We start from the raw sequence: 21,388 nt of genomic DNA, 5'->3' as shown, positions 1-21,388 counted from the left end.
CTTGTCTTGTTTCTGGCGATGGGCCAAACCGATTTGGTACAGGACACCAAGGATTGGCAAGCCATGTCTGACCCTCTTTCCATTGACGCTGCTGAGCTGAAGATGCTGGTCGCTCTGCGCCATGATCTGCACGCGCATCCTGAGTTGGGGTTTGAGGAAGAGCGGACCGCCGGCATTGTCGCGCAAAAGCTGTCCGAGGCCGGCATCGCTGTGGATCGTGGCCTTGGCAAAACCGGTGTGGTCGGCACCTTGGAGGTAGGCGAGGGCACCGACCACATAGCCTTGCGCGCTGATATGGATGCACTTGCCATGCCGGAGACGGCGCAGCGCCCTTACACATCAACGCAGCCGGGCAAGATGCACGCCTGTGGCCATGATGGCCATACAACCATGCTGCTGGGGGCTGCGCGCCACCTTGCCAGAACGCGCAATTTCAATGGCACAGTGCATTTCATCTTTCAGCCTGCCGAGGAAGGGCGTGGCGGTGCCAAAGCCATGATGGATGACGGCTTTCTGTCAAAGTTTCGCGTTGATCGCGTTTATGGCCTGCACAACATGCCCGGTCTTGATCCCGACCAAATGGCCGTGGTCGCAGGTCCTCAATTGGCCTCCTCCGATAGCTGGGAGGTCACGTTCACCGGCATTGGTACGCATGGTGCCAAACCGCATCTGGGCCGTGACCCGATAACGGCGGCCGGGCAGTTCCTTTCGTTGTTGCACACCATTGTCGCACGCATCGTTGACCCTCTAGAGCCAGCAGTGGTGAGTGCTTGCGCCGTGGAAGCGGGTGACTTCAAGGCGCTCAACGTTATCCCAAACACCACGCGAATTGCAGGGACAGCAAGGGCCTACAGCGCGAAGGTTCGCGATCAGCTGGAGCAAGAAATTGGGTCCATCGCTCATGGCATTGCACAGGCCTTGGGAGTTGAGGTGAGCTATCACTTCACCCGGCGGATACCACCGGTGGTGAATGACCCTGACACGACGGCGCGCGCGCTAGCTGCCGCGCAAGCTGCTCTTGGTCCGGCGCGCATCCGCACAGCGTTTCCGCCGTCCACTGCTGGGGATGACTTCGCGTTTTTCTCGCAAAGTGTTCCGGGTTGTTATGTGTGGCTTGGGAACGGCCCGGCCGTTGATGGCGCGCTGCATCACAACACTGGCTATGATTTCAACGACGAGGCCATCCTGTCCGGCATTGCTTTCTGGACGCGACTTGTGGAGATGGATCTAGCAGCTTAGGCCACGCCAGAGCGCATCAAGGGCAGCCTCTGGATCAATGCTCACGGCCACGTCAACCAACGCGCCTTCGTGCGCCTTCTCTAGTCTGCCAGGATGTGTCTCGCAGTCTATCGTGAGGCGAAAGGTCTGGGTTTCAAACAGCCCCGGCGACAGCGCCATCAGCATGACACAGGGGTCATGCAACGGCCGCGACTGGCGATCACTATGGCTGGCAAAATAGGTGCGTATCAGATCCGCAGCGAGCAAGGCAGCTTTGGTGCCCGATCTAGCCAGCCGGTCCAGATCAGCAGACGATGCGCGAAGCTTCCGTGTCACATCGAGCGGGATAAGCGTAACCGGCACCGGGGCTGCAAACACCAGCCGTGCGGCCATCGGATCGCAGGCCATGTTGAACTCGGCGTATGGTCCGGCGTTGCCCAACTCATCGATAGTGCCGCCCATGGCGATGATCTTTCCAATGCGCGCATAAGCGGCTGGTTCATCGCGCGCCAGTTGCGCCAGATTGGTGAGCGGGCCAAGAGCAAGAACTGTCAGCGCACCTGACGGGGCAGCGCGCAGCGTGTCTGCGAGAAACTGTGTTGCATCTTGCGCCTCTGGTGGCCTTTGCGGCGCAGGCAACACCACGCCGCCTAAGCCATCAGAGCTATGAATTGCTGCTTCATCACGTCCAGCCCCGTACAATGGCCTTGCCGCACCGGCTGCATACGCGATGTCATCGCGTCCCATCACAGCCAACAAGCGTCCGATATTTTAAGTCGTGGTGGTGATGCCGATGTTGCCCGCCACTGATGTCATGCTGTCGACAGCAAAGCCCTGGCAGGCCAGCGCGTAGAGAATAGCAACCGCATCATCAAGACCGGGGTCAGTGTCGATCAGCACCCGCACAGGGCTCTTACTCACCCTCAAGCTCTGAAAGCGCCGCCAGCACCCGGATGAAAGACCGGATACCGCCTGTGAAGCTGGATAGGTCGTATTTCTCGTTCGGACTATGAATGCGGTTGTCGAAGCGGGCAAAGCCTACCAGCAGCGTGTCCATACCCAACTGCCGCTTGAACTCACCAACGATTGGGATCGATCCCCCTGTTCCAGCAAGCGCGGCCTCTGTGTTCCACTCCTCGCTCAGTGCGTCGCGGGTGGCGGCCAGATAGGGGCTGTCGAGCGGCAGGGATAGTGCAGGGCTCGCTCCATGCGGGGTAAACTCCACAGAGCAGTCATCAGGCACATGCGCGCGAACATGCGCTCGAAAAACATCACGAATGGCTATCGGGTCTTGGCCTTTAACAAGCCGGAATGAAACCTTCGCAGTTGCCTTGGCTGGTATCACCGTTTTGAAGCCGGGCTCGGTGTAGCCTCCGATGATCCCGTGGATCTCAAAGCTTGGGCGTGCCCAAACCTGCTCCATGATGGAGTAGCCCGTTTCACCGGCCGGTATGTTTAAGCCCACATCGGACAAAAAGCCTTTCTGATCAAAGGGTAGGGTTTGCCACTGCGAACGGATCTCAGGCGCTAGCTCCTTAACCCCCTCGTAAAAGCCGGCAAGCGCTACGCTGCCATCCGCATTGCGTAGGGTCGACAGCACGTCGGCGGTGACCTGAAGCGCATTGCGCGCAGCATTGCCGAACATGCCCGAATGCAAGTCCCGGTCGGCGCAGGTAACAGTGAACTCCTCGCCCACCAAACCACGCAGCATGGTGGTGATTGCGGGGGTTTCCCGGTCCCACATGTCCGTGTCGCATACCATCATCACATCGGCGCGCAGCTCATCCGCGGTGGCCTCCAGAAAGGGGCCGAGGCTCTGGGAGCCAAACTCCTCCTCCCCCTCAAACAGCATGGAAACCTTGATGGGCAGACTTCCAGTCACACTTTTCCAAGCGCGGCAGGCCTCAATGAAGGTCAGCAATTGACCCTTATCGTCGGACGCGCCTCGCCCGGTGATATGAGTATCACCGTCCGGTGCGGGCTTGAGCGTTGGCTCGAACGGATCGGTGTCCCACAGCTCTAAAGGGTCCACGGGCTGTACATCGTAATGGCCGTAGAACAGCACATGGGGGCCAGGGCCTTGCGTGTTGTGGCCGACCACCATGGCATGGCCCTGCGTCGGGCGCACGGATGCATCAAAATCCAAATCGCTCAGCTGGTCGGCCAGCCACTGCGCTGCCTGGCGGCAGTCATCAGCATGGGCTTGGACAGTGGAGACGGATGGAATGCGGATGAACGCAAACAGCCGGGCCAAACTTTCATCCATATGAGCATCGGCATAGTCGAGCACTTGGTCGATCAAGGCTTGCTGGTCGCTCATGCTGTTAGCCTTTCTGGGCACCGTTTTGGGTCATGCCCGCATCAATCACTGCAATCTCGGCGCGAAATTGATTGGCCACCTGGTTGGCATCGGCCAGCACTTTGTCAGGCTCCACGGATTGCACCTGACGGTTGCGCATCAGCCATTGGCCACCCACCATCACATCGCGCACATCGTCGGGTTTGGTGGCAAAGACGAGGACCGAATAGGGATCGTAGATCGGCTGCATCCGGGGCGCTGACAGATCAATGCGGATAAGGTCGGCTTGCTTGCCGATTTCCAGCGATCCGGTCTCGGCATCAAGACCCAAGACCTTCGCCCCTTCGATCGTTGCCATGCGGACGAGCTCACGCGTTGGGAGGGCTTTACGAGAACCGCGCAAAACCTTGGCAAAAATGGACACCACGCCAAACTGTGAGAACAGATCAAGCGTGTTGCCACTCATCGGTCCATCTGTGGCAATGCCCACCGGAATGCCCGCCGCGCGCATGTCTTCCACCCGTGCCATGCCGCGCCCGGCCTTGCCGTTTGAGCGCGCATTGTGGGCAACACGTGTGTCGGTGCGGGCAATGGTTTCAATATCCGCATCGTTGATCAGCAGACAGTGTGCAGCGATCGTTCCAGGCTTCAACAGCCCAGCAGCGTCACACACAGCCGTGGTGGACATGCCGTGTTTGTCAGCCGCCCAGGTCACTTCATCCTGCGTTTCAGCCAAGTGGATCTGGATACGCGTGTCGGGGTGGTCGTCATGCCAGTGGGCAACGCGCCCCAGGATGTCCATTCCCGTGGAGTAGGGGGCGTGTGGCGCGATGGATGCGGTCACTCGCGACTGACCAGCACATGCATCCACAAGCGCATCGCACAGCGCAAAGCCCTCGTCAAAGCTCGCATGATCAGGCGGATCGAAGTCGGCAAGCGTTTGCCCCACCACGCCACGCATGCCGCTGCGCACGATGACGTCGGCCACTTCGGTTTCATGGTAGTACATATCAGCGACGGTTGTGACGCCACCCATAATCATCTCAAGGGTGGAAAGGTTGGAGCCTGCGCGCACCATGCTCGGCGAGACGAATTTTCGCTCCAATGGCAGCATGTAGCGGAACAGGCGATCATCAACATCCTCGCCCAAGCCACGAAACAGCGACATAGCCATGTGACAGTGTGTGTTGACCATGCCGGGCATCACGATATCGCCGCCCATATCGTGCACCACTGCGCTGGTGTCTTCGGGCGGTGGGCCATCGCCAAGGCCAGTTATCTTGCTGTCCTCAATCAGCATCCACCCACGCGGATAGTCCCGCATGTTTGCATCAATGGTCAGCACCCAGGCGTTTGTCAGCAGTATTTTCATTGTGGCTTCAGGATCGCGCATTGATCCGGGTTTGGCTGCAGCATGACATGTGCACCAGGCTCAAACGGTGTGGCCAGCGAGCTGTTGGCAAGCAGGTGGCCTGATCCTGTTCCAGCACCAGTTTCGCACTGATACTGGTAGGCGCGGCCCAAATAAGTGCGCAAACCAAGTGTTGCTGGCAGCCCTTGGGCATCAGGCGCGTCGGTCACGATGAGCCCGTCGGGGCGGGTTGCCAGAATGAACGCATCTGGAATTTTGCCCAAACGATCCTGCGACAAGGTGAGGCTGGCGCCGTCCTGTGTTTGCGCGTGCACGTTTGCACCATCTCGGCCGGTCACCTTCAAATCGATGAGATTTTCAAACCCGACAAAGCGGGCAACAAATGTGTTGGCGGGGCGCTGGTATAGTGTCTCTGGCGTATCCAGTTGCATGATACGACCCTGATCCATGATCGCCACACGATCAGAAATTGAAAACGCCTCTTCCTGATCATGGGTCACGTAAAGCGCGGTGGTGCCATTGGCGCGCTGTAGTTGTCGGATCTCCACACGCATATCCACGCGCAGTTTGGCATCCAGGTTCGAAAGCGGTTCATCAAACATCAAAAGCGGCGGCTCGATGACCAAGGCACGGGCCAGGGCAACACGTTGCTTCTGGCCGCCGGACAGCTCGCCGGGCAGACGATCGGCCAAATGAGCAAGGCCCACGCGCTCCAGCATGGTCATCGAGCGCTGATCTTGTTCGCTGACGGCCAGCTTGCGTTGCTTGAGGCCGAAGGCGACATTCTGTTTCACGGTGAGATGGGGAAACAGAGCGTAGCTTTGGAACACCAGACCGATATCACGCCCGTGCGCGGGCAGCTGGGTCAGGTCTTTGTCGCCCAGCCGGATCGTGCCCGATGTTGGCTGCATGAACCCGGCCACCAGCCGTAAGGTGGTGGTCTTGCCGCAACCCGACGCGCCCAGCAGCGACACCAACTCGCCATCAGCCACATCAAGCGACAGGTCTTCGAGCACCTTGGTTTTCCCGTAGTGGGCTGTGATGGCGTCGATGGAAAGAGGAGCAGGCTTGGGAAGGGTCATTGGAAACCTTGTTATTTCGCCACGATCGTCAAGCCAAGCGTGCGCTCGACAATGATCATAACGACAATGGTCAGCACCATGAGAAGAACCGAAACCGACGCAATGGTCGGGTCAAAGAACTGCTCCACATGGGCCAAAATCTGAATGGGCAGCGTGGAAATGCCAGGGCCGGTTAGGAAGAGGGAGACCGATACATCGTTGATCGAGGTGATGAACGCCAGAATAAATGCGGCGATCACACCGGAGCGCACGTTGGGCAAAACGATGGTGAAAAACGTCTTTATAGGGTGACTGCCAAGTGAAATGGCAGCTTCTTCAATAGAAAAATCAAATGAGGCAAGCGAAGCTGCGATGACCCGGATCACATAGGGCAGCACCAGCAACGTATGTCCGATAAGCAGCGTGAAAAAGACCGGCACACCCAGCTCGACATTGACCGAGCGCAGAAGCGAAAAGCCGATCACGATTTCAGGGATCAGGATGGGCATGATAAACAGGATCGACAGCCAGCCGGGCAGATGGATGCGGTGGCGGTTGAGCGCATAGGCAGCGGGAATGCCGATCACCAGCGCAATGAAAGTGCCCAGCAACGCCACCTGCAGCGAGGTCACAATGGTGCGACGGAAAGCGCTGATTTCCCAAATGTTTTCAAACCAGTGCAGGGTAAGCCCCTGCGGTGGGAAGGCCAGAAAAGTGGTGTCTGAGACCGACGCGCCAAAGATGATAACCAATGGGCCGATCAAGAAAAAATAGACCAGAGCGGTCATCAGGATCAGCAGGGGGTGGATACGGTTGGTCATCTCAGAGGGTCATTTCAGCAGGTTGCAGTCGGACATCGTTTTCTAAGGTCACGCTAAGGCGTTTCTTTACGAGGTCATGGGGTTCAGGCGCTTGGCAATGCGCGTCATCACAAGCACGGTTGCAACAATCACCACCACCATGATGGCGGCAACGGTGGACGCACTGACCCAGTCAAAAGACACCATCGCGCGTTGATGCAGGAAGGTGCCCATCATCATCTGCCGGGTACCACCCAGCAAGTGAGGCGTGGCGTAAGAGGTGAAGCTTGCGGTGAACACAAGCACTGCGCCCACGATCAGCCCCGGTGTTGCCAGTGGTAGGATGACTTGCACGAAACTTGCTGTTGGCGAAGCGCCAAGTGAGGAGGAAGCCTGAAGCAAATCGTCAGGGATGTTTTCCAATACGCCAACCAGCACCAAAACCATCAGCGGCACGAAAATATAGATCATCGCCACCACAACTGAGGTTTGGGTGTAGAGCAGCGCTATAGGACGTTCGATCAGGCCTAGCCATTCCAGCGTGTTGTTGAGGACGCCATTGCGCCCCAAAAGAATGAGCCACGCAAAGGATCGCACAACGACCCCGGTGAGCAGCGGGAAGACCGCCAGCACGATCAAGATCGATTTCATCGAGGGCGGGCACCGCGATACGACATACGCGGTAAGCAGGCCAAAAACCAACGAGACCAGTGTGGTTATGGCCGCCACCTCAAAGGTGCGCCACAGAACAACCCGCTGAAACCCAGACTCAAAGAAGTCCACATAGGGTGCGAAGGTACCACCGGGCGCAGTAAAAGTAACGCCGATGGTGGCGGCGACTGGAATGATCAAAAACAACGACACGGCTAGTGTCGCTGGAGACGACAGCATCCAGCCAGCGAAACGTCTCATAGGGGCTCCAGATTTATGGGCTTAGGAAACCTGCGGGCGTGGTGACCTAGCCCGCAGGCGCAAAGACAATCGAACGGTTTACCGGACCATCAGCTTACATGCCGAAGGTTTCGTTCCAACGATTGATCCAGTCATCAAGTGCCGCGTTCATTGGCACATAGTCGACTTGGTTGAGGCTGGACAGCAGCTCATCGCCGTACGTCCAGCCCGCAGCTTCCTCCGCAGTCAGCGTAACGCCCTCGTTCACCGGTGCATCCACACCGCGCACAGCCAACTCCTGTTGGATTTCTGTCGACAGCACGAAGTTGAGGAACATGTGCGCCAGCTCAACGTTCTGCGAGCCGGTGGGAATGTTGATGGTGTTAAGGGTGGCGATATCGCCATCGTCCAGATCCGCCCACACAATCGAGGGTACGGCAGCCTTCAAGCGACCCAGCGCGAAATCCTGCGCCATGGAGACATTGATCTCGCCGGTGGAGAACAGATTGATCATCTCCGAGCCGGTGTTGTAATTCGTCAAAACGTTGGGAACCAACCCTTCCACCTGTTCAAACGCTGCATCAGCGTCTTCGTAGGCGTTCACACCTGCGCGTTCACCAGCGCGCAACACGACCATGGGGCCGGCGGTGGTGGTGATGCCTGGCAGTGAAACCTGAGAGCTTAGATCCTCGCGCCACAGATCATCCCATGAGGTGATCGGTGTTTCCAGCTCATCACTGTTGTAGACAATACCAACGCGCCCAATGGTGTAGGCGGGGCCGAACTCGCCTTGTGGCTCCTGCGCCAGCGGATAAATCTGCTCAATGTTCGGCACCATCGCACGGTCAACAGGCTGGAACAGGCCCAGCTCAATCCCAAGCTGAGAGAAACGGTCGGTGAGGTAGATGACGTCAACGCCTTCACCGCTACGCAGCTGTAGGCGGCTCAGCCGGTCGGCATTGTTGCCGGTTTCAAAGACGACTTCGCAATCACACATTTCCTGGAATGGGTCGATGATGATCTCTTGCAGCGCGTCGCCATTAAAGCCCCACCAAGAAACGGTGAACGTCCGGTCTTGCGCCATCGCGGGCGCAGCGGCCAGCATGGCAGCAACGGACGCCGCAGCGACGCTTAATGTGGATAAATTTTTCATGGTGGTCCTCGATGAGATGATCGCTCGGATACAAACCCGGGCTGGTATGAACGCAATGGCGTTTGTTAAGTTAACCGGCGAAACGGCCCCAACGTCAAGCCGAGCCCACGGGCACCTTGATCACCGTTTGATGAAATTGTGGGCAGTCACCAAACGATGGGGTGCGTCTCCCCAGTGGCCACGTTCACAAAACCTTCCGGTGCACGCTCGCTCGGTGCCACGAGCACCCAGCGCCATGGGGCGCAAGTGAGCGTGGCAAAGGCCAGTCGCTCCGGAAAACCCGGAAACCAGCGTGGGCTAAAGGTGGGCTCGTACATCCAGTCTATCGTTTCGCCCTGCGCGTAGAGGTGCTGCATCTCGCTATCGAGTTCTTCTGGTGGGCGGCATGTCATCAGCCCACCCACCTCATAGCGCACTGTTGCGACCAGGGTGCCCTCGCGCACCAGCGCCCAGCCTCCCTGAGTGTCGCGCAGGGTATTGACAGCCTGTGCCATAGCGGCATCGGACGATCCCACCACCCATATGTTGTGCTTGTCGTGGCCCATGGAGCAGGCCAGCGCCGTATCTGGCGTGCGCGGTCCTGTTCCAAGCCAAAACATGGCCGAGGTCTTCCCGTCGCCGGAGAAGCGATCAACGATGGCGAACTTGGTGACGTTGCGATCACTGTCGCGTTGCACCTGTCCGTCCGCTACGGGCAGTTCCATGGTGATGAAATCATCATCCCAATGGAAAGGGCGCAACAGCGCCGCTTTCATGGTTTCACGCCCCGGGTCTGCCGCAATGGCAAAGTCGGCTGCCGCGATCGGGCGCGTGATATTGACACTTTGTGTCGCCCAGTCGGGCCAATCGATCGTCGGCACAGCCTTTAGGTAAGTACCCTCGGCCGCCACCAGCTCACCGTCGGCCCAGACCTTGGCTATCGACAAGCTGCTGAGGTCATCCAGCAGCACGATATCGGCGAACCGCCCCGGTGAAAGCGACCCGACCCATGGCGTGAGCCGCATGTGACGGGCGGGATTGATGGTAACCATCTGGATTGCGATTTCCGGGGCAAGCCCGGCCTTGATGGCAAGGCGCACATTGTGATCGGTCGCTCCCAGTTTCAAAGTATCGGAACAAGAACGATCATCGGTTGTCAGAGCAAACTGACTCCAGTCGTTCAATCCCGCTTCCAGAAGCCCCTCAACCATTTCAGGCAGGGAATGAGGGCGCAGTTCCATGAACAAGCCGCGCCGTACTTTGTCGAGCACCTCTTCGGCCGTCCAAGCCTCATGATCTGAGGCCAAACCAGCCGCAGCAAACGCGTTGATGGTGGGTATGTCTCGGATCCCAGCGGCATGGCCTTCCACCACGCCGCGCTTCTCAAACGTCGCCTCGATCATCCCCCATAGCCGGTCATAAGATGGGTTCTTCGGGTCCCAGACCGCGGGCCAGTCCATAACCTCATCGAGCCCTGCCACCATAAGATGATCGGCCATGAAGCCGCGCTGTTCGTCATAACCAAAGTGGCCGCCGCCCCATTCATAGGCCGTCGGCGGCACGGCCGAACCCGGCAGCGGAAAAATCTTTTGCGGGCTGCCAGCCAATCGCGCCTTGAACCAGAACTCCAGATTGCGTGGTCCATTGATGTTGGAAAACTCATGGCTTGCTTCACACGTCCACGTGTTACCGTGCGGCAGCACCAGGGCGGCCTCCCACTCCGGGGTCACGTGAGAGGATTCGATATGCTTGTGTACTTCGCCAAAGCCGGGCACGGCCAAGAGATCAGGCTCGTGAATTTCGCGGTTTACTTTGCCGGGATAAGTACCAGCCGGACCGACATAGGCAATGCGCCGACCCACCATGATGATCTCTTGGTCGGCCAGCCACATGCGCGTGTGAACATCCAACAGTTTGCCAACGCGAAGTTTGGTATCGGCAGGTTCATGGCCAAGTGCAACGCGGATCAGACGCTGGCGAATTTTCACCTCGTCTGCAGCGCTGATCAGCATGTCATCGGGGTGTGTTGAGGCACTCATGGCACGGCCGTTTGAGGAGTGTCGTAGGCGATCGAGGCCTGATAGAGGGCGATCACCCGATCAAGATCCGCGTTTTCTACGAGGCTTACATTTGGGGTGCCGAGCCGACCTGTGGGGTCAATCACCGTCATTGCGCGGGTCACGCCAGGCGACAAGGCAACCTCCACGCACGCCTGCTGTGACTTGGTCACGATGGTGCGGTTAATCACGACGGCAGCAGCCAGCGGGTCGACGAAGCGCATGTGATCGCCACCGCCAAAACCTTTGATAACCGACCGGGCGTGGTGTGCCAGCGCGTGCGAGAAGACTTGATAGGGACCGTCGGGCAATGCAGCAAAGAATTGATCAACCTCTGGACCCTCTATCTTTTGGGTCATGCAGGTTTCCCAAGGCACCATAATGATCTCAATATCGGCTCCAAACACGACGGCAGCCGCTTCGGGGTCGCTGAAAATGTTGAATTCTGCGGCCGGTGTGATGTTGCCGCGCCCGTGTATCGTTCCACCCATCATGGTGAGTTGGCCGACACCTTCGACGCATTGAGGGGCTTGACGTATGGCAAGGGCCAGATTGGTCAGTGGCCCAATCATGAGGAGGTCAACCTTCTCACCTTTTTCCGTAGCCTCTTGCAGCGTGGCAATAAGGACACGAACCCCATCACGGCCTACCGGATTAGGGATTGTTGCTGGTCGCGGTGCGCCACCCAGCCCATCAGCGCCATGAATGTTGGTTGCATCAATGGCAGGTTGAGCGAGCGGTCGGTCCGCCCCCATCTGAACAGGAACCTCTGGCTTGCCTGCCACAGCCAGCACCGACAGGATGTTGCGGGTTGCAGCCGTCAGGTCGACATTGCCGAAAACCGTAGTGATCAGATCGGGCGTTCGGCCAGCTGCGATCAGCATCAACAGAGCTTGGGCATCATCCACACCACCATCGGTATCCAGTATGAGCTTTCGCTCCATGTAATCGCGGTCCGCTTGGTGTGTGTTGGGCCGGGTCAAAAAGCAGACCCAAGGTTGACGAATCCAGACCCTATCACACCGGCGACAGGTGGCCAGATGGTGACACAGTCAGGTTTGGCCTCCATTCTTACACGCCGTGAACCGCAATGAACGCATCATTCGCTAGTGGTTCAAGCTGGAAGGTTCGGTCCTTTTTCCATCGATCAGCGACGCGCCCACCTGTCTGGCAATCGTTTAGAGCCCGCACTCGCTACTCTGCGCATCCTCGGCCCAGATAAACGCCTTCAAGTATGCTCAAACGCACTTCAGCGTCGCGTTTGGGCTGGTTGGCGTTGGGCTATTGTGAGACTGACGATATCGCCGTTTCGGCTGACAATAGCGCCAAGGAAACCTGCGCCAATCAGATGATAGTGCTGAGGGCGGCTCGCGCAAGCAAAGCAAGGCTCGCCAGCACGCAAAGACCAAGCACTACGGGGCGCACCCAAGGCGTGGTGCGCGGGTCAGCAATGATAAAGCGCGCCGCGTAGAAGCCCAGAACAACCGCTGGGATGAGGGCCAGCCCACGCAGCACTTCCGGCCAGCCGAAGCTTCCAAACGCTGCCAGCGAGGCAAGCGAGACGCAGGCGCCCAAAAGGAGGACAGCGTTCATCGTCGCGCGTAGCTGCTGTGCTGGCATGTTCTGCATGGCAATGGCAAAGGGCGGTGCGCCGACCGAGGTCAGCGTTCCCATAAAGCCTGACGCCACACCAGCGGCAGCCACACTAGGCACGCTTGGTCGGATGGCAGGGCCGAAAAGCGACAGGGCAACGGCCATCACAACAAGGCAAGCAAAGAGGATCTGAAAGACTGTTGGCGAAAAACTCGCGAGCAGGGATGCGGCAAAGACTGCCGCCGGTATACGGCCAGCGAGTCCGGCAACTACATACGAGCTCTTGATGTGCTTTATGTCCCGAATGGCCGATAAAAAGCTGACCATGATTCCGAGGAGGATCACTGTGCCTGGCACGAATTTCGGATCGATCAACAGAAGAACCGGCGCCGCGATCAGACCAGATCCAATGCCCGTTGAGGACTGAACAATCGCCGCACAGACAACGGCGAAAAAAACCGCCGCGAATACCGGAGACAACAGGCCGTTAGCGCCTAGGACCTCCATAACGTTCAGCTGACCGGTGTATCAGCGGCCGCTTGCGCTGGTTTCGACCATGACCGGAGACGGTGTTTGTCATCGATCTCTGGCACCGCATCCAGCAAGGCGCGTGTGTAGGGCTGGGCGGGGTTGGTGTAGACTTCGTCAGCCGGTCCGATCTCGATAATCTTACCGCCTTTCATGATGGCGACGCGATCGGCGATGTGGCGAACAACAGCTAGATCATGGGCGACAAACAGGTAGGTGAGCCCGAGTCGGGCTTGCAGGTCTTGCATCAGGTTCACCACTTGGGCGCGGATGGAAACATCCAGCGCCGAGACTGGTTCATCGGCAATGATGAAGCGTGGTTCCAGTGTCAAAGCCCGAGCGATACCGACCCTCTGGCGCTGGCCGCCGGAAAAAGCGTGTGGGTGGCGGATGGCGGCATCGGCCGGCAGCCCGACCAGCTCCAGCAAATGAGCCACACGGTCCCGCAGGCGGCTTGGATCGGTTTCGATGCCGTGTACGAGCAGTGGTTCAGCGACAATATCCTGGACCGTCATGCGGGGATTGAGGCTGGAATAGGGGTCCTGAAAGATGATCTGCATGTCGCGGCGCAGGCGCCGAAGCGGCTCACGGGCAAGGGTCGTGATCTCTTGCCTATCGAACGTGATGGATCCCGAAGTAACTGGGACAGCACGTAGGACGGCGCGTCCGGTCGTTGTCTTGCCAGAGCCGCTCTCGCCAACCAGGCCCAGCGTTTCACCGGGCCAGATGTCGAAGCTGACATTGTCGACGGCTTTCAGGATGTCTCGACGGCCAAAAAAACCTTGCCGGCCAATAGGATAATGAACAGAGAGATTACGAACGCTGAGCAAGGGTTCGGCTGTGTAGCCGTTCTGTTTTGACTCGTCATTCGTGCTGGCAACACTCGCTGGTGTGCGTTGCTTGACCGGGTTGTGGCAGGCGAGACGCCCCTGGTTGGTACTGAGTGGCGTAAGGTCTGGGGCAATAGCGCAGGCATCAATGGCGTTCACGCAGCGCGGACGGAAGCTGCATTGGGTCCGTGGCAAGCGTAGGTCCGGCGGCTGACCGTCGATGGTCTCCAGCCGATGGCGGGTCTTGGCCAGTGTTGGTGTCGCCGACAGGAGACCGGCAGTGTAAGGGTGTGACGGATGGTGCAGCATGCGCTCGGCAGGGCCGTCCTCGATGATCTCACCAGCATACATGACGGCCACGTCGTGGCAGAGCTTGGCCACCACGCCCAGATCATGGGTGATCATCAGCACAGCCAGCGAAAGGTTACGTTGCAGTTCGGCTAAGAGGTCGAGTAGGCTAGCTTGAACAGTGACATCAAGCGCGGTTGTCGGTTCGTCGGCGACCAGCAACTCCGGCTCGCTGGCGAGCGCCATGGCGATCAAGACACGCTGCCGCATGCCGCCCGAGAACTCATGGGGGAATTGGGCAACCCTTTTTTGCGGTTCGCGGATGTGGACCATGTCGAGCAGTTCCACCGCGCGCTTGTGAGCGGCCACGCGCGTCATGCCGCGATGCCGCATCAACACTTCAACGATTTGGTCGCCAACGGAAAACAGCGGGTCTAGGCTCGTCATCGGGTCCTGGAAGACCATGGCGATGTCGCGGCCGCAAACCTCGCGGCGATAGTCGGCTGAGTCTGGGTCAATGAGGCTTTTGCCCTTCCAGCGCACGTCACCACCAATGATGCGGCCGGGCAGTTGGACCAGGCCCATGATGGCCTGTGACGTCACGGATTTCCCGCAACCGGATTCGCCGACAAGGCCAAGCGCCTGGCCTGGACGTAGATCGAAAGAAACCCCGCGCACGGCATGCACGCGGCCGCGTCGGGTCAAAAACTCAACATGGAGTCCCTCAACCGTCAGAAGGGGTTCGCTCATCCGGCAGCCCCAAAACGGCGCGCAAAACGCTTTTCCCGCTCCACCGGGTCGGTTGTCACGCGCAGCCACGAGGCAATCAGGTTTATGGCAAGCACGGTGAAGGCAATCGCAAGGCCCGGGATAGTGACCAGCCACCAGGCACGGAACATGTAATCCTTGCCCTGCGCCACATCGAGGCCCCAGGAGGTTGCCGGCGGCTGTACACCAAGCCCAAGAAAGGACAATGCGGCTTCGGCCAGCACAATGCGGGCGAACTCCAGCGTCCCAAGTGTGAGGAGCGGAGCAGCCAGGTTTGGCAGAAGATGGCGGATAAGGATGCGTCCGGTGTGACAGCCAAGAAGCTCGGCGGCTTCCACAAAGGCGGTCTGGCGCAGGCTCAGAACAACGCTACGTGCCATGCGCGCATAGACCATCCAACCGTTCAGCGCCAGAACGACAATCACCGTGGTCATGCTCGGCCCGATGACGGCCAGAATGAGCAGCGCCAGCAACAGGCCGGGAAAGGCGACGTTGGTGTCAATGAAACCAGTGATCCACTGATCCGTTCGCCCGCCTGCGTAGCCCGCGATAAGCCCGATGAGAACGCCGAACGTGCCGGCCAAGAGCACGGTCGCAAAGCCGACGAAAAGCGAAATGCGGGACCCGTGGAGCAGCCGAGAGAGCACGTCTCGACCGAGGTGATCCGTTCCCAAAATATGCGCCCAACTACCGCCATCCATCCAGACGGGCGGCTTCAGACGTGCGATGATATTCTGCGCGGCAGGGTCATAAGGCGCCAGGAGCGGGGCGAAAACCGCGATGAAGAAAAGGCTGCCCAGGCAGATAAAGCCAATGAGGCCCGGCGTGTCACCCACCAGGTCCGACCAATAACCGCCGCCCGGCCGCGCATCGGCAACAGGAACGATTGTGGCTTCACCTCCAATTTGCGGATCGGACTCGGCGACACTCATTTGGCGTTCATCTCGATGCGCGGATCGATGGCTTTAAAGAGCACATCGAGCAGGAGGTTGAGGACAACCACAGAGATTGCCGTCACGAAGACAATAGCTTGTAGGAGAATGAGGTCTTGTCGCTCAATGGCCTGGATGGCGGTGAGGCCAAGGCCAGGCCAGGCGAACACTGTTTCCACAACGACAGTGTAACCCGACAGCGTGCGGATAAGCTCCCAGCCTGCGATGGTAAGGATCGGCACCGCAGAATTGCGTAGGGCATGCACACCGACCACGCGCCAGGGCCGGATGCCTTTGGCGCGCAGCACCTTCACATATTGCGCATTAAGCTCATCGATCATGGTCGAGCGAACCACCATGACCAACCGCGTAAGCGCTGGAAGCGCGAGCGTGAGGGCTGGCAGAATGAGGTGGTCCAGCCCTCCCGAACCGGACGTGGGCAGCCAGCCCAAGGTCAGGGAAAACAAGACGATCAACAGAAGCCCGAGCCAAAATTGCGGGATTGACAGCCCCAGCAGGCTGATGATGACAACCACACGGTCGACCAAACCTTCAGGGCGAAGAGCGGCAACGATACCCAGCGGCACCGCCAAGAGGACAGCCAGGCCAATGGCTGAGAAGGTTAAAAGGATCGTGGCGGGCGCTCGCTCGACGATAATCTCTAGCACTGGTCGCCGCTGCCAAAGCGACTCGCCGAAATCGAGTACGGCGACATCGCGCACATAGGTCACGAACTGTTCGAGGATCGGTCGGTCCAGGCCAAGCTGGGCCTCGAAGGCTGCCCGTTGTTCAACGGTCGCCTCTAGCGGCAGCATGACCCGGACCGGATCACCGATCAGACGCGTGAGGATAAAGACAACGACAACGACAGACAGGACGACGATCGCGCCCTGCCACAAGCGGTTGACAACAAATCCACCCATCGCCGTTGCGCCGACCCTTCCGCTACTCGACCGTCATGGTGCTGATGAACATTTTTCCGTCAACACGTGGGTCCCAGCTGAGGCGTTCGCTCATGCCCCAGATGTTGTTGATGTTGAGAAGGAAGGTCAAAAGCGCTTCCTCATGGGCATACTCAACAACCTCTTCATAGATCGCTTGGCGGGCATCGAGATCAATCTCGGTGCGCGCGGCGGTGATCCATTCTTCCATCTGCGGGATGCTGTTGGAGGCACCGAAGCCCGATGGCGCGAGGTAGGCTGAGAACGACCGATCCGCATCCAGCAGCTCATTGCCCGATACGATGAAGATCGCATCGGAACGCTGGCCGTCTTCCGACCGGAAGAGGCGTTGCAGATATTCGTCAAACTCATAAATCTGGACATCAACATCTAGACCAACCGCAGACCAATACCCGCCGACGACCTCGGTCAGTTCGCGGTCTTTCAGCCAGCGACCAGATGTGCTGACCAGCGTGATCTGACCGCCCTCGGCACCAGCTTCAGCCAGCAGTTCGCGGGCACGATCAGGATCATAGGGAAAGGCTGTGACGTCTTCATTGTAGCCGAAGTAGGTCGGGCCAAGCAGCTGACCTTGCTCAACCTGGGCTTGGCCTTCGAACAGGGCTGAGGCCAGCGCCTCCTTGTCGATGGCAAGGTTCAAGGCGCGGCGCACACGGGCGTCAGCGGTGATGCCGCCATCGGCGTTGAGCAGCACCATCGGATGCTCAAGGCTGCGCATCGATGCAGCCTGTGGGACTTGGCCCATGAACTCCGGCAGCAGGTTGGTGACGAGATCAACCTCGCCAGCCAGCAGCGTCGAAAGGCGGGTGCCCGGCTCCTCAATGAAGCGATACGTCACCTGGGAAACATCCGGTGCCTCGCCGCGATAGTTTGGGTCGGCCTCAAGAACGATCTGGTTGCCGCGGTCCCAGCTGACAAAGCGATAGGGACCACTACCAATAGGCGCCTCGGCGAAATCCGTCGCCTGGCTCGCTTCTGGCGGCACAATCATGAAATAGTACATGCGCGCTGGCAGGATTGGGTCCGGTCCGGAAGTGCGCACATGCACGGTCAGTTCATCAACCGCCTCGGCGCCAGCAAAAGTGGAAAAATAGGAGAGCTGTTCTGAGTTCAGCTCTGGATCGATCATCCGCTCGATCGAGAAGGCAACGGCCGCAGCATTCAACGGTTCACCGTTTTGGAAGGTGATGCCCGGCTCGATCTTAAATTCCCACGTAGTGGGATCGATCTGTGTTGGCCACTCAGAGGCGATGCCAAGTCCAAGATTACCTTCGGTGTCCCGCACCATCAGCGTATCGAAAATGTTGTCATTGACTGCTTTTTCGCCGCCATCATCAGCAGCATGCGGATCAAGAGTCGTTGGCTCGCTGCCGATCACGATGGTGATGTCGTCAGCGACAGCCGAGAGCGGTGTTAGAGCCAGAACGGCACCTAAACACCAGCGGATGAAGGGGCTACGCATGGAGGTTCTTCCTTTACTGTGGCATCTCGCCAGGCACGTGGTCGAAGATGGCGCGAGCTTTGCCTTTACGTCAACCGGCAAGCGTTAATTAGGCAGATAAGCAGCGGCATCGATGGCGGGCGTCCGGCCCGCCATTAGGTCGGCGACCAATTGGCCGGCGCCTGCTGCTTGAGTCCAGCCGTTTGAGCCGTGGCCAAGATTCAGCCAGAGACCGTCAACACTGCGCGCCGGCCCAATGCGTGACCGCCCGTCGGGTGTCATCGGACGCAGGCCGGCCCAAGGTTTTGGGTCCGGCAAAGTGTGCAAAGCGGGAAAAAATCTCTCGGTTTCGCGGCGAATGGCGGTAAGCTGTCCTATGCGTAGTTTGGTGTCGAAACCTGAAAGCTCAGCGACGCCGGCAACGCGCAGCTGATTGCCAAGCCTTGTGAACATCAGTTTGGAGTCTTCATCCATAACCGACGACCGGGGGGCAGTCAGTTCATCGTCCAGATCGCCGTTCAAATCGTAGGTAAGGGAGTAGCCCTTCACAGGATAGATGGGTTGCTGTTCCGACAAGGGTGCGAGCAAGCTGTTGGCAAAAGGTCCGGCTGTAAGCACCAGTTCGTCGCCACGGATTGGGCCATTCGCGGTTTCCAGCCCGGCGAACCGTCCGGCAGCAGCCTGTATGGCTGTCACCTCGACACCATAAGAAAACCGAACACCTTGCCCCGATAACCACTGGGCAAGCGCCTTACAAAAGGCTGCGCAATCGCCCGTTTGATCGTCAGGCAGATGCAGGGCACCGGTAAACCGGTCCAACGATCCGGCCAACGCTGGTTCGATCTGCGCGATCTCATGAGCGTCAACCAGCCTATGGTTGATGCCCAGGCCCTCCAAAACGGAAGCGGCGCGCCGACCGGCAGCCAAGGTATCCTCTGAGCGGAAGGTCTGAAGAATCCCGCCACGGCCATGATCGAACTCAACGCCGGTATCGTCCATGAGGGCTGCCAGCCGATCCTGGCTGTAATGGGCGATGGCTTGCATGGCGCGCTTGTTGGCCGCGCTGCGGTCAGAGTTGCATTCACGTGCGAAGGAAAGAAGCCAGGCCCATTGGGCCAGGTCGAGGCGCGGACGGATCTTAAGCGGGGCCGACGGTGCGACCATCCACTTGATGGCCTTGGCGACCATACCAGGTGCGGCCCAAGGGCCAGCAAAGCCCGGACAGAGCCCGCCTGCATTGCCAAAACTTGTAGCAAGACCGGGACCATTCAGCCGCTCAATGACGTGAACGTCCACCCCGTCCTTATGCAACGCATAGGCCGTGGCAAGGCCGATCACGCCGGCGCCTAGAACAAGGGTCGTCATGGCGATGAGCGGTGCGTTTACGCTGCTACTCGGCGGCCGCCATCGCAGCCGGGCCGGTTCGAAAGCCATAGCGCTGATCGAGACCAAGCGCGCGCACCATGTCCAGGCCTGCTTGGAGAGCCGGCTCGGGTAGAGGTTGCAGCGGCTCGCGCAGCGGACCAGCAGGCAGGCCAATAGCACGCATCAGAGTCTTCACCGCAACGGGATTGATGGCCGAGTAAGCAAAGTGCAGGACCGGCAGATTGTCGAGCCAGGCCTGGCGGCACGCAAAGGCGTCCTCCCCCGTTTCCCAGGGCCTAGAGATAGTCGCCATCTCACGGGGAATAAGATTGCCGGTCATGTTCGCTGTGCCGTGGCCACCGAGCGCCATGGTCGGGATCACCAGACCGAGGTTCGGCGAACAGCAGCACATGATGGCCATGTCTGGCTTTGCGGCGCAAACCTGAGCCACCTGGCCGACGCGTGTTGTCGACTCTTTCACCACAACCATGTTGGGGTGGTCGGCCAGCTCTAGAAGATTGGTCCAGTGGAGGTCCGTCTTCACGCGCGGTGGGTTGTTGTAGAACCCCATTGCCAGATCGGTACTGTCGAGCACTTTGAACGCGTAATCGGTGATCGCGGCATTGTCGGCGCAGATGTAGGAGGGCGCGGCAATGATGGCTCCATCTGCCCCTTCTGCTTTGGCAAAGCGCACATACTCTATTGTTGTGGCCGTGTTGTTGCCGGTGCAGCCATACCACATCGTAACGCCTGGTTTCCGCATGGCGAGTGTCCTGCGGATGACCTCGTGGCGTTCCTCTGGCGACAGCATAGAGACCTCGCCGGTCGACCCCATGATCAGCAAGGCCGACGTACCGTTTTCCGCGTGCCAGTCGATTAGAGTGCGAAAGCCCTCATAGTCGATCGAACCGTCGTCATTCATCGGGGTGACGAGCGCAACGAAGGATCCGCTCGGCTTGGCGTGAGGCATGCTTTCTCTCCTAAGGTCAGTTACAGCCACATTAGGACATGATGATGGGCTGTCAAAGGGTGCCTGGGTAATCGCCGCCATCCATCAAAATCGACTGCCCGGTCATCAGACCTGCATGGGCCGAAGCCAGAAAGGTAAAGAGCGCGCCGATTTCCTCCGGGCGGCCGAAACGCTTGGCTGGACTTTTGGCGGCGCGAACGTTCCAGATCTCCTCAAAACTCTTGCCGGTTGTCTCCACCAGCTTCTCAACATGATGACGTTGGCCATCGCTGTCCACGATCCCAGGCAGGATATTGTTGATCGTGACATTGTTGGCAACGCCCAGCCGGGCGATGCCGGCGCAGAAGCCCACAAGCCCTGTGCGCGCACCATTTGAGAGCGACAGTTCAGCATGCGGGATTTTAACACCTCGCGAGGTGATGTTGACGATGCGGCCAAAGCCGCGCTGAACCATGCCATCGAAAGTAGCTCGTATCATCTCGATGGGCGCAAGCATCATCAGATCCAGCGCTTCAATCCATTGATCGCGGTCGTGGTCGCGAAAATCGCCCGGTTTCATGCCACCGGCATTGTTAAGAAGGATGTCTGGCTCCGGGCATGCCGCCAGTGCCGCCGCGCGCCCTTCGAGCGTTGTAACATCGGCGGCAACGGTCTGCACGGTTGCGCCGGTCTTTGCCTGGATGTCGGAGGCTGTTTGCGCCAGCGCCTCCTCGCCGCGCGCGATGATCGTCAGGTTAACGCCTTCCTGACCCAGCGCTATGGCACAAGCGCGGCCCATACCCTTGCTGGCCCCGGTGAGCAACGCATTGCGACCGGCAAATCCCATATCCATTTAGATTTCCTTTTAACTCGCCGCGTCTTTGCGGCCCTAAGGGCAGGTA

The 21,388-nt window shown here is 58.9% G+C and carries 19 protein-coding genes; 1 reads left to right on the top strand and 18 read right to left on the bottom strand.

What is annotated here, in order from left to right:
- The first annotated feature begins 63 nt into the window (after window positions 1-63).
- The gene (locus ABWH92_RS17115) at window positions 64-1,239 is read left to right on the top strand and encodes a M20 aminoacylase family protein (RefSeq protein WP_375574278.1); all 1,176 of its coding nucleotides are present in this window, start codon (window positions 64-66) and stop codon (window positions 1,237-1,239) included.
- On the opposite strand, the gene ABWH92_RS17110 is transcribed toward ABWH92_RS17115, so the two are convergent.
- From ABWH92_RS17110 to ABWH92_RS17025, 18 genes are all read right to left on the bottom strand, one after another.
- Window positions 1,228-1,977 (bottom strand): nucleoside hydrolase, encoded by a 750-nt coding sequence (locus tag ABWH92_RS17110; protein WP_375570439.1) that lies wholly within the window; start codon window positions 1,975-1,977, stop codon window positions 1,228-1,230. The genes ABWH92_RS17115 and ABWH92_RS17110 overlap by 12 nt on opposite strands.
- 12 nt (window positions 1,978-1,989) lie before the next feature.
- Window positions 1,990-2,139 carry a nucleoside hydrolase gene (locus tag ABWH92_RS17105; RefSeq protein ID WP_375570437.1) on the bottom strand — a complete coding sequence of 50 codons (150 nt, stop codon included), beginning with the start codon at window positions 2,137-2,139 and terminating at the stop codon, window positions 1,990-1,992.
- Window positions 2,132-3,538: a dipeptidase gene (locus ABWH92_RS17100; protein WP_375570435.1), complete on the bottom strand. Its 1,407-nt coding sequence runs from the start codon at window positions 3,536-3,538 to the stop codon at window positions 2,132-2,134. Before ABWH92_RS17100 ends, ABWH92_RS17105 begins: the two co-directional genes overlap by 8 nt.
- A gap of 4 nt (window positions 3,539-3,542) precedes the next feature.
- Window positions 3,543-4,889 (bottom strand): amidohydrolase family protein, encoded by a 1,347-nt coding sequence (locus tag ABWH92_RS17095; RefSeq protein ID WP_375570433.1) that lies wholly within the window; start codon window positions 4,887-4,889, stop codon window positions 3,543-3,545.
- Window positions 4,886-5,971: an ABC transporter ATP-binding protein gene (locus tag ABWH92_RS17090; protein WP_375570431.1), complete on the bottom strand. Its 1,086-nt coding sequence runs from the start codon at window positions 5,969-5,971 to the stop codon at window positions 4,886-4,888. Before ABWH92_RS17090 ends, ABWH92_RS17095 begins: the two co-directional genes overlap by 4 nt.
- Before the next feature lie 11 nt (window positions 5,972-5,982).
- A complete protein-coding gene (locus tag ABWH92_RS17085; RefSeq protein ID WP_375570429.1) occupies window positions 5,983-6,771 on the bottom strand; it encodes an ABC transporter permease in 789 nt (262 codons plus the stop codon).
- A gap of 66 nt (window positions 6,772-6,837) precedes the next feature.
- Complete coding sequence (locus tag ABWH92_RS17080) at window positions 6,838-7,662, bottom strand: ABC transporter permease (protein WP_375570427.1); 825 nt, start codon at window positions 7,660-7,662, stop codon at window positions 6,838-6,840.
- A 94-nt stretch (window positions 7,663-7,756) separates the two neighbouring features.
- The gene (locus ABWH92_RS17075; RefSeq protein WP_375570425.1) at window positions 7,757-8,794 is read right to left on the bottom strand and encodes a PotD/PotF family extracellular solute-binding protein; all 1,038 of its coding nucleotides are present in this window, start codon (window positions 8,792-8,794) and stop codon (window positions 7,757-7,759) included.
- 146 nt (window positions 8,795-8,940) lie between these two features.
- Entirely contained in the window at window positions 8,941-10,812 is a 1,872-nt protein-coding gene (locus ABWH92_RS17070) for an adenine deaminase (protein WP_375570424.1), read from the bottom strand.
- Window positions 10,809-11,774, bottom strand: coding sequence for a nucleoside hydrolase (locus ABWH92_RS17065; RefSeq protein WP_375570423.1), 966 nt, complete (start codon window positions 11,772-11,774; stop codon window positions 10,809-10,811). The genes ABWH92_RS17070 and ABWH92_RS17065 overlap by 4 nt, the downstream gene beginning before the upstream one ends.
- A gap of 400 nt (window positions 11,775-12,174) precedes the next feature.
- Window positions 12,175-12,903, bottom strand: coding sequence for a TSUP family transporter (locus tag ABWH92_RS17060; protein ID WP_375570421.1), 729 nt, complete (start codon window positions 12,901-12,903; stop codon window positions 12,175-12,177).
- Window positions 12,904-12,935: 32 nt separating this feature from the next.
- On the bottom strand, window positions 12,936-14,819 hold the full coding sequence (locus tag ABWH92_RS17055; protein WP_375570419.1) for an ABC transporter ATP-binding protein: 1,884 nt from the start codon (window positions 14,817-14,819) through the stop codon (window positions 12,936-12,938).
- Window positions 14,816-15,769 (bottom strand): ABC transporter permease, encoded by a 954-nt coding sequence (locus tag ABWH92_RS17050; protein WP_375570417.1) that lies wholly within the window; start codon window positions 15,767-15,769, stop codon window positions 14,816-14,818. The genes ABWH92_RS17055 and ABWH92_RS17050 overlap by 4 nt, the downstream gene beginning before the upstream one ends.
- Window positions 15,766-16,692, bottom strand: a complete 927-nt coding sequence (locus tag ABWH92_RS17045; RefSeq protein ID WP_375570416.1) for an ABC transporter permease — start codon at window positions 16,690-16,692, stop codon at window positions 15,766-15,768. Before ABWH92_RS17045 ends, ABWH92_RS17050 begins: the two co-directional genes overlap by 4 nt.
- A 22-nt stretch (window positions 16,693-16,714) precedes the next feature.
- Window positions 16,715-18,193, bottom strand: coding sequence for an ABC transporter substrate-binding protein (locus tag ABWH92_RS17040; RefSeq protein WP_375570414.1), 1,479 nt, complete (start codon window positions 18,191-18,193; stop codon window positions 16,715-16,717).
- Between the two features lie 84 nt (window positions 18,194-18,277).
- Window positions 18,278-19,537 (bottom strand): D-amino acid dehydrogenase, encoded by a 1,260-nt coding sequence (locus ABWH92_RS17035; RefSeq protein ID WP_375570413.1) that lies wholly within the window; start codon window positions 19,535-19,537, stop codon window positions 18,278-18,280.
- A gap of 25 nt (window positions 19,538-19,562) precedes the next feature.
- Window positions 19,563-20,507 carry a dihydrodipicolinate synthase family protein gene (locus ABWH92_RS17030; protein WP_375570411.1) on the bottom strand — a complete coding sequence of 315 codons (945 nt, stop codon included), beginning with the start codon at window positions 20,505-20,507 and terminating at the stop codon, window positions 19,563-19,565.
- Between the two features lie 52 nt (window positions 20,508-20,559).
- On the bottom strand, window positions 20,560-21,339 hold the full coding sequence (locus tag ABWH92_RS17025; RefSeq protein WP_375570409.1) for an SDR family oxidoreductase: 780 nt from the start codon (window positions 21,337-21,339) through the stop codon (window positions 20,560-20,562).
- Window positions 21,340-21,388 lie beyond the last annotated feature (49 nt).

It is taken from the genome of Ahrensia marina (genome assembly GCF_042140245.1).
In the GTDB taxonomy this organism is placed as follows: Bacteria; Pseudomonadota; Alphaproteobacteria; order Rhizobiales; family MH13; genus MH13.
Note: the sequence above shows the minus strand (reverse complement) of the source record. Positions and strands in the feature narration are given on the sequence as shown.